Source organism: Bradyrhizobium sp. Leo78 (genome assembly GCF_059512425.1).
The window spans coordinates 1-6,334 of sequence record NZ_JCAMOT010000102.1 but is presented as its reverse complement, the minus strand read 5'-3'; the positions used below and the strand labels follow the sequence as shown (position 1 = coordinate 6,334).

7 protein-coding genes are annotated in these 6,334 nt (G+C 59.5%); 2 read left to right on the top strand and 5 right to left on the bottom strand.

Features of this window, described 5'->3' with window-relative positions; all coding sequences use genetic code 11:
- Positions 1-1,209: 1,209 nt before the first annotated feature.
- From AC5ZG1_RS43165 to AC5ZG1_RS43155, 3 genes are read right to left on the bottom strand one after another with little or no spacing between them, the layout of a single operon-like run.
- Positions 1,210-1,452 carry a DUF2798 domain-containing protein gene (locus AC5ZG1_RS43165; RefSeq protein WP_496136459.1) on the bottom strand — a complete coding sequence of 81 codons (243 nt, stop codon included), beginning with the start codon at positions 1,450-1,452 and terminating at the stop codon, positions 1,210-1,212.
- A complete protein-coding gene (locus AC5ZG1_RS43160; RefSeq protein WP_496136460.1) occupies positions 1,449-1,691 on the bottom strand; it encodes a hypothetical protein in 243 nt (80 codons plus the stop codon). The genes AC5ZG1_RS43165 and AC5ZG1_RS43160 overlap by 4 nt, the downstream gene beginning before the upstream one ends.
- Positions 1,688-2,008, bottom strand: coding sequence for a DUF485 domain-containing protein (locus AC5ZG1_RS43155; protein ID WP_496136458.1), 321 nt, complete (start codon positions 2,006-2,008; stop codon positions 1,688-1,690). The genes AC5ZG1_RS43160 and AC5ZG1_RS43155 overlap by 4 nt, the downstream gene beginning before the upstream one ends.
- Positions 2,009-2,186: 178 nt before the next feature.
- Between AC5ZG1_RS43155 and AC5ZG1_RS43150 the strand changes: the two genes are divergently transcribed.
- Positions 2,187-3,068: a LysR substrate-binding domain-containing protein gene (locus AC5ZG1_RS43150; RefSeq protein ID WP_496136457.1), complete on the top strand. Its 882-nt coding sequence runs from the start codon at positions 2,187-2,189 to the stop codon at positions 3,066-3,068.
- A 123-nt stretch (positions 3,069-3,191) separates the two neighbouring features.
- Here AC5ZG1_RS43150 and AC5ZG1_RS43145 read toward each other — a convergent pair whose 3' ends face one another.
- Both AC5ZG1_RS43145 and AC5ZG1_RS43140 read right to left on the bottom strand, forming a co-directional pair.
- Positions 3,192-4,031, bottom strand: coding sequence for a zinc-binding dehydrogenase (locus AC5ZG1_RS43145; RefSeq protein WP_496136456.1), 840 nt, complete (start codon positions 4,029-4,031; stop codon positions 3,192-3,194).
- 176 nt (positions 4,032-4,207) lie between these two features.
- Positions 4,208-5,068, bottom strand: a complete 861-nt coding sequence (locus AC5ZG1_RS43140; protein WP_496136455.1) for an alpha/beta fold hydrolase — start codon at positions 5,066-5,068, stop codon at positions 4,208-4,210.
- A gap of 407 nt (positions 5,069-5,475) precedes the next feature.
- Here AC5ZG1_RS43140 and AC5ZG1_RS43135 point away from each other — a divergent pair.
- On the top strand, positions 5,476-6,334 hold an 859-nt coding region (locus tag AC5ZG1_RS43135), incomplete at its 3' end, for a DUF427 domain-containing protein (protein WP_496136454.1).

The window sequence follows — 6,334 nt, the reverse complement described above, 5'->3', positions numbered from 1 at the left end:
GCGAGCGACGGCGGCTCCGAGGGGATGGCTTGGCCGGACCCCATGATCAATTTTGCTGAACTTGACGCACAGAACTGAATGGGCGTGGCACGGCTCTAGCCAGTTCTAACGTTGCGGGCCTATCGCCTGGAACACCAACGTGTCGCGCAGATGGGACTCCAAGTCCGAGGTCAAGCAAAGTGGCCAACAGTTCCAGAGCGCATGGACCGTACAGTCGAGCGAGCGCGTGGCAGCCCGAAGCTCGATACGCCAGAACACTCCCGAGCGCGCCAGCGATACGGCGTTGACTTGGTAAACGACTGGTTCAAGCGGTCTAAAGCGCGCGGACGACCATAGTAGCCATCCTTCCGGCACCTGTCCTAACTTGGCCCCAGGTGGCACCGACAACACCCGCACGACAATCGGCACTCGAGGAAATCCGTTTCTTAAGCCTGATTTAAGCTGATCGAGCGAAACGGCGTACGCTGTACTGAACGGGCAACCAACACCCAAGCCAAGCGCAGCGCATCGGATGAGCAGCCAAGCATTGTTGGCTAGATCTATGGAGAACTGGAATGAGTAAACTGCAACTTCTGTCGGCTGGCTTGGTTGCCGCGACCATGCTGGTAACACCCGCTTTGGCTCGCGAGCACCACGTAAAGTCACAGCACCACGGAGAGAACGCCAACGGCAGCCCTGCGCCTGGACAGCGCCACGGCGAGCATTCCTGCATCCGGGCACCACGTGTCGGCGCGTTCGCGACACAGCCGTGGGATAACGGCCCCCCTTGCGAACCCACCTTGGGTTATTGATCCGTCCGCCCCACGGGCAGATCCGATACCAGCAGCAAATCCAGATCGGATGTCGACCCGGCCAGTGGCACGAGCCCAACAACGAACCAGCAGACGTCGGGCTGCATCCTATGTTCGCAGCCCGACCTCCTCTCGTTCCATCCCGATCAGTTCGGCTCGTTTAAGCTGGTGATACTTAAGGACACCTCACATCACGAAGATCTTTTCCTGTGCGTCGCTACGGCAACCCAGTCACCTTCGATGCTCTGTATCTGAGAGTGATCTGCGAGCGCACAACGGTGCGCGCGCAATGCCATCTCAGCGCTCGATGGAATCAATCATTTCTCACCAACATCGGACACGTGATCGCAGTTCAGCGCCCCAACCTGCTTCATCAGCGAACTTCTGGACCGTAGGCTTGCCTGCCGAGTAGAACCATTTAATCGCAGGTCATCGAGATTACTATACGGCGAATTGCCGGCGCGGCGAACAACACAACCGGCACCATCACGGCCCAGGATGTCAACCAAGACCCGATCCAATTGAGGAGAAACGTGCCTTCCTTAATAAGATGACCGTTTGCTACCCCTGACGCAATTCCCGCTGTAAGGCCGGACTGGATTATGCCGAACACGAAGTGCTCGTGCTTGCGGGAGATCCGCGACACAAGATGCGTTGTCATGCTGCTGCGGACTTTGATTTTCGATTGGACTCCAGCCGTCGATCGACTAGGGCTACGACTTGCTCAAGGATCGGATGCGTCATGCCCTTCTGTCTCGCGACAAGCTGGACCAGTTTGTCGGCGCGTTCGCTGTCTGCTGCATAGAACTCACTGGTCGTCGCCGTTCGCTTGGCTGCCCAATAGGTGATCCCGATTGTGATCAGCAGTATGAGCGCGAAAATTCCCAAGGTGATGCTCATTTCACCAACTCCCCTTCCCGGGAAGCGGCGGCGGCGCGCGCTGCCAGCGGATCGAATTTGTTTCGCGCGATGGAGCCGTAAGCTATCGCAAGCGCCCATGACAGCACGTAATTGAAGGCGATCAGGACAAAGCCAAGATTGACCGAACGGACGACCTTCGTTCCAACGAAGTCCTTTGCAAAGGCGGCAAGAACAGTGAGCCCGATGTAACAAGTCATGAACACGATCGTCATGGGGACAAGATACCGGAGTTTCTCGCCTACCAAGAGCCTTATGGAGGCGTGCGCAGCCTCAAGCGACGTCCCAGTGTGGACCATGATCCTCCCCTTATGTCTTGTCGCGTCTTAGGGGCGCTCTTCCGCTCTCGCTTTCAGTGCGAGTTTACCCGGTTCAAATGACTAGACCGGGCTAAGCATCTTTACGAAATCGGCATTAAGTGGCAAAATGAATAATCGCGATGATCAATATCGCAATCTCCGATGATGGAGCGAGCTCGTGAATTTCGACCTCGATTGTCTTCGCTCGTTTGTTGTTGTCGCGGACAGCATGAGTATCTCACGGGCTGCGGACAGCGTCGGCCGCTCGCAATCGACCGTGAGTCAGCAGATAGCGAAGCTGGAAGCGCAGGTGGGCAAAGGACTGTTAGTTCGCAGAAAGGGCCGCGTAATCGAGCTGACCTCGGAAGGCGGCAAGCTGCTTCAATTCGCAAGGCGCATCCTGCAGCTCAACGATGAAGCCTATGCGTCGATGTCCGACGATCTGCTGACGGGGTTCGTGCGACTCGGAGTACCCTACGATTTCTTTGGGCGGAACTTCGCCACGTGGCTTGCGCAATTCAAGAATAGGCATCCAATGGTGGGGTTGGAGATTGAGGCCAACCAGTCCGAAAACCTGATGAAGCGCAGTGCGCGCGGCGAATTCGATTTGGCGTTCTTCAAGCAGGAGACCGGGGCCAAAAACGGAGTCGTCGCGCTGCGCGAACAACTTGTTTGGGCGAGCGGTCCAAACTATTTGCCTGACGCGTTAAGCTCCGTACCGCTTATCCTATTTCCGGAAGGCTGCGCGTACCGGCGATTCGCAGTCGCTGCGCTGAAGGAATGCGGCCGACCCTGGCATCTCAGTTTTGTCAGCCCGAGTTTCGATTGCCTCAAATCGGCTGCCGTGGAAGGCCTCGGCATCACAGTTCTTGCACGCGCTTTGGTGACGCCACCTTTGCGCGTGGTTCGTCATGCACTGAGACTACCGCATCTGCCGAGTGTAGAGCTCGTCTACTCGTACGGACGGCGCAGCAATTCGCGCGTGATCAGCGAACTCGCGAACTATTTGGCAGACAGTCTCGCCGACTCAACGCCGGCCAGCACTATCGGCTCGGCCTGAACGTTGCGGCCACGTCGGCTCTTGAGTTACGTACTTTCAAGAACACGCGGCCGACTAGGCGGACACTTAGCGTCGTTTCTAAGCGGAGTGGCCCCCGCCGGCCAGACTCCCGAGTTCCGCGCACTAGGCGTGAACAACTACCATCTTCCCCTTGGCCTCGTTGGCGTCCATCACGCGATGGGCTTCGCGGATATCTTCGAAGCGGAAGACTCGGGTAGGTTTCACGTCGAGCCGGCCCGCCGCAGCGTCCGCGGCAATCTGCTGAAGAGGCACATCCGAAAGCGGAAAGCCCTCCGTCCCGAACACGAAGCTGCCGAAAAAGGTCAGATAGACGCCACTGGGCATTTGCAGCAGCGGGTTGAAGTCGGGGATCGGATCGAGGCCCCCAAGCCAGCCGGCCAGACAGGAACGACCGCCGCGCCGAAGCATGGCGAGGGAATCGAGCATCACCGTGTTACCCACCAGGTCGAGCACGGCATCGATCTTCCTGGCCTCCGGGATGACCTTCGACAGATCGCGGCGCTCGACTTCGCAGCGCTCAGCCCCGAGCTTCCCGAGCATGGCGAAGCGATCAGGGTCGCGGCTCGTCGCGATCACGCGGGCTCGGGCGTTGACCGCCATCTTGAGCGCGCCCTGGCCAAACGAGGAGGTCGCGCCACGGACGACGAGCAATTGGCCCTTTTCGATCGCGAGATTGCGGAACAGGCAGGTCCATGCGGTCGCATAGGTCTCGGGAATCGCGGCGAGCTCGGCCCAAGGCAGGTCCGCTTCGATCAGCGCGACATTTGAGACCGGTGCGCGGGTATATTCGGCGTAACTGCCATTGATCGTGCGGCCGAGCCCGCCCATCAGCGCGGCGACTTTCGCACCGATTGGAAACTCGGCGCCGGGACAGGATTTGACGAGGCCGACGCACTCGATGCCGCTGACCGGCGCGGCCTCCGCCCACTCGCCGCGGCGCATATGCATCTCGGCGTGGTTGATGCCGAACGCCTTTATCTGGATGACGACATGCCCCGCCTTCGGCTCATCTCCGGGATTTCCTTGATCACCAGGCTGTCGAGACCACCGAATTTCTCGAGAACAATTGCGCGCATCGGACCATTCTCCGGAAGGGATTGCTCGGGCCGCCGTCGATTTCACTTCAAGCGCGCAAGAAAATCGCGCATCACGGCAGCGATCTCCTCGCAGTGGGTCTCAAGTGCAAAATGGTCGGTGTCGAAGAAGCGGACTTCCGCGCCCGGAATGTCGCGCTTGAACGCTTCCGCACCAGGCGGCAGAAAGAAAGGATCGTTCTTGCCCCAGACCGCCAGGAACGGCGGCTTGTGCTTGCGGAAGTAGTCCTGAAAGACCGGGTAAAGCGCGACATTGCTCTTGTAGTCGCCAAACAGGTCCAGCTGGACCTCGTCGGCGCCCGGGCGTGCCAGATAGAAGTTGTCGAGCGAATAGCCGTCCGGGGAAACGGAGGTCGTATCGGATACGCCGTGCGTATATTGCCAGATCGTCGTCTCGGGAGCGAGGAAAGATCGGAGCGCGTTGCGATTGGCCTGTGAGGGATCCTGCCAGTAGGCCCGGATGGGACTCCACCCCTCGCTCAACCCCTCCTCATACGCGTTGCCGTTTTGCGAAATGATCGCGGTGATGCGCTCGGGATGACGAACAGCCAGCCGAAGGCCCGTCGGGGCGCCGTAATCGAAGACGTAGACTGCGAAGCGAGCGAGCCCGATCAATTCGGTGAAACGCTCGATCACGTCGGCCAATCGGTCGAACGTGTATGAAAATTTGTCGCGAGACGGCATGTCGGATTGGCCGAAGCCGGGCAGATCCGGTGCTATGACGCGAAAGCGCTCCGACAATGCCGGGATCAGCTCGCGAAACATATGGCCGGAGGTTGGAAAGCCGTGAAGGAGCAGCAGTGCTGTCGCATCAGCCGGTCCCGCCTCCCGGTAGAACACCTTGAGTCCGTTCACATCAGCGTTCCGGTAATGAACCTTAGTCATCAACGGTTCTCCTCACGACTGATGACGTCCCGAAACCCATCAAAGATCTGACATGACTACTTTCGTGGGCCATCATGGTTTTGTTACAGCGACGCAAAGAAATTGTTTGTCGCAGCAACGGGGGGCGGAGCGGGCCAACGTAGCCGGCCGCAACACCTTGCGCGAGTTGCGCCGCGATTGAGGAGTGGATCGGGTCCTGGGGCGCTCACCGTTCGAGGTCTCTGCCACAGCGATCGCGAGCCTCCTTAAATTCCTTACGAAGGCCGCGACCGTGTAACCAAACCGGGACGATCCACGAATATAGTCTCGTCGGATTGCACCAGCGAAGTTGCGCGCAGACCGAGGGTGCCGGCGGCGACGAATTCGGATGTCACCGGTCGTTATCATCGAATTTATAGGAGAGAGCAATGGGACTGTCCTGGCAACAAGGTCCGCTCTCAACGGGAGCATTTGGTCGGTTCCTCGTGCCCGAACCGCTGCCCAAGCGATTGTTGTACGTAGAGCGTTTGCGCCGGCGCATGCGCGTGCGCTTCGGGGAAAGATGGATCGCTGACAGCGAGCATGTCCTGCTGCTCTTCGAGCCGGGTCGCTATCCTGTCGCCTATTTCCCGGAAACCGACGTTTCCCCGCACGTCCTGGAACGCACCGAGCACACTGTTGAACACGCCGATCTCGGGCCTACGTCCTGGTACAGCGTCCGGGCGGACGAGCAACACATCGCCTCGCGAGGGGCGTGGCAGCACACCAGGCTGCCCGCCCACGCGAGCGAACTGCAGGCTCGCATCGCATTTGCCTGGCGGGCCATGGATGCTTTCTACGAAGAAGACGAGCGAATCCTGGGCCATGCCGCTGACCCCTATCACCGCATCGACATTCGCCAGGCCTCGCGTAACCTCGTGGTCCGCCATGGTGACCAGATCGTCGCCGACACCAGACGGCCGCTGGTCCTCTACGAGTCCGGCTTCGCGCCGCGCTGGTACGTTCCGCGCGCCGACATCAATGAGTCCGCTCTCACTCCCGTGAAACTGCAGACCTTCTGCCCCTACAAAGGACTGTGCAGCTACTACAGTATCGGTGACGCACGCCAGGCGGCCTGGTTCTATCCTGATGCCTATCCCGAGGTGCGCCGCATCTCCAACCTGGTGTCGTTCGAACCTGATCTCGTCACGGTCCTTCTCGATGGCACCCAGCTCCATCTTGAGCCGGGTCAGACGGTGGTCCCGCATGGCCCCGATCGCAACCTCGACCTCGCCGAGGTGGTTCGCC

What these genes read in the sequence shown, in the direction of transcription:
- AC5ZG1_RS43165 (WP_496136459.1), bottom strand. Translation starts at nt 1,452, where the DNA reads ATGACAACGCATCTTGTGTCGCGGATCTCCCGCAAGCACGAGCACTTC.
- AC5ZG1_RS43160 (WP_496136460.1), bottom strand. Translation starts at nt 1,691, where the DNA reads ATGAGCATCACCTTGGGAATTTTCGCGCTCATACTGCTGATCACAATC.
- AC5ZG1_RS43155 (WP_496136458.1), bottom strand. Translation starts at nt 2,008, where the DNA reads ATGGTCCACACTGGGACGTCGCTTGAGGCTGCGCACGCCTCCATAAGG.
- AC5ZG1_RS43145 (WP_496136456.1), bottom strand. Translation starts at nt 4,031, where the DNA reads ATGCGCCGCGGCGAGTGGGCGGAGGCCGCGCCGGTCAGCGGCATCGAG.
- AC5ZG1_RS43140 (WP_496136455.1), bottom strand. Translation starts at nt 5,068, where the DNA reads ATGACTAAGGTTCATTACCGGAACGCTGATGTGAACGGACTCAAGGTG.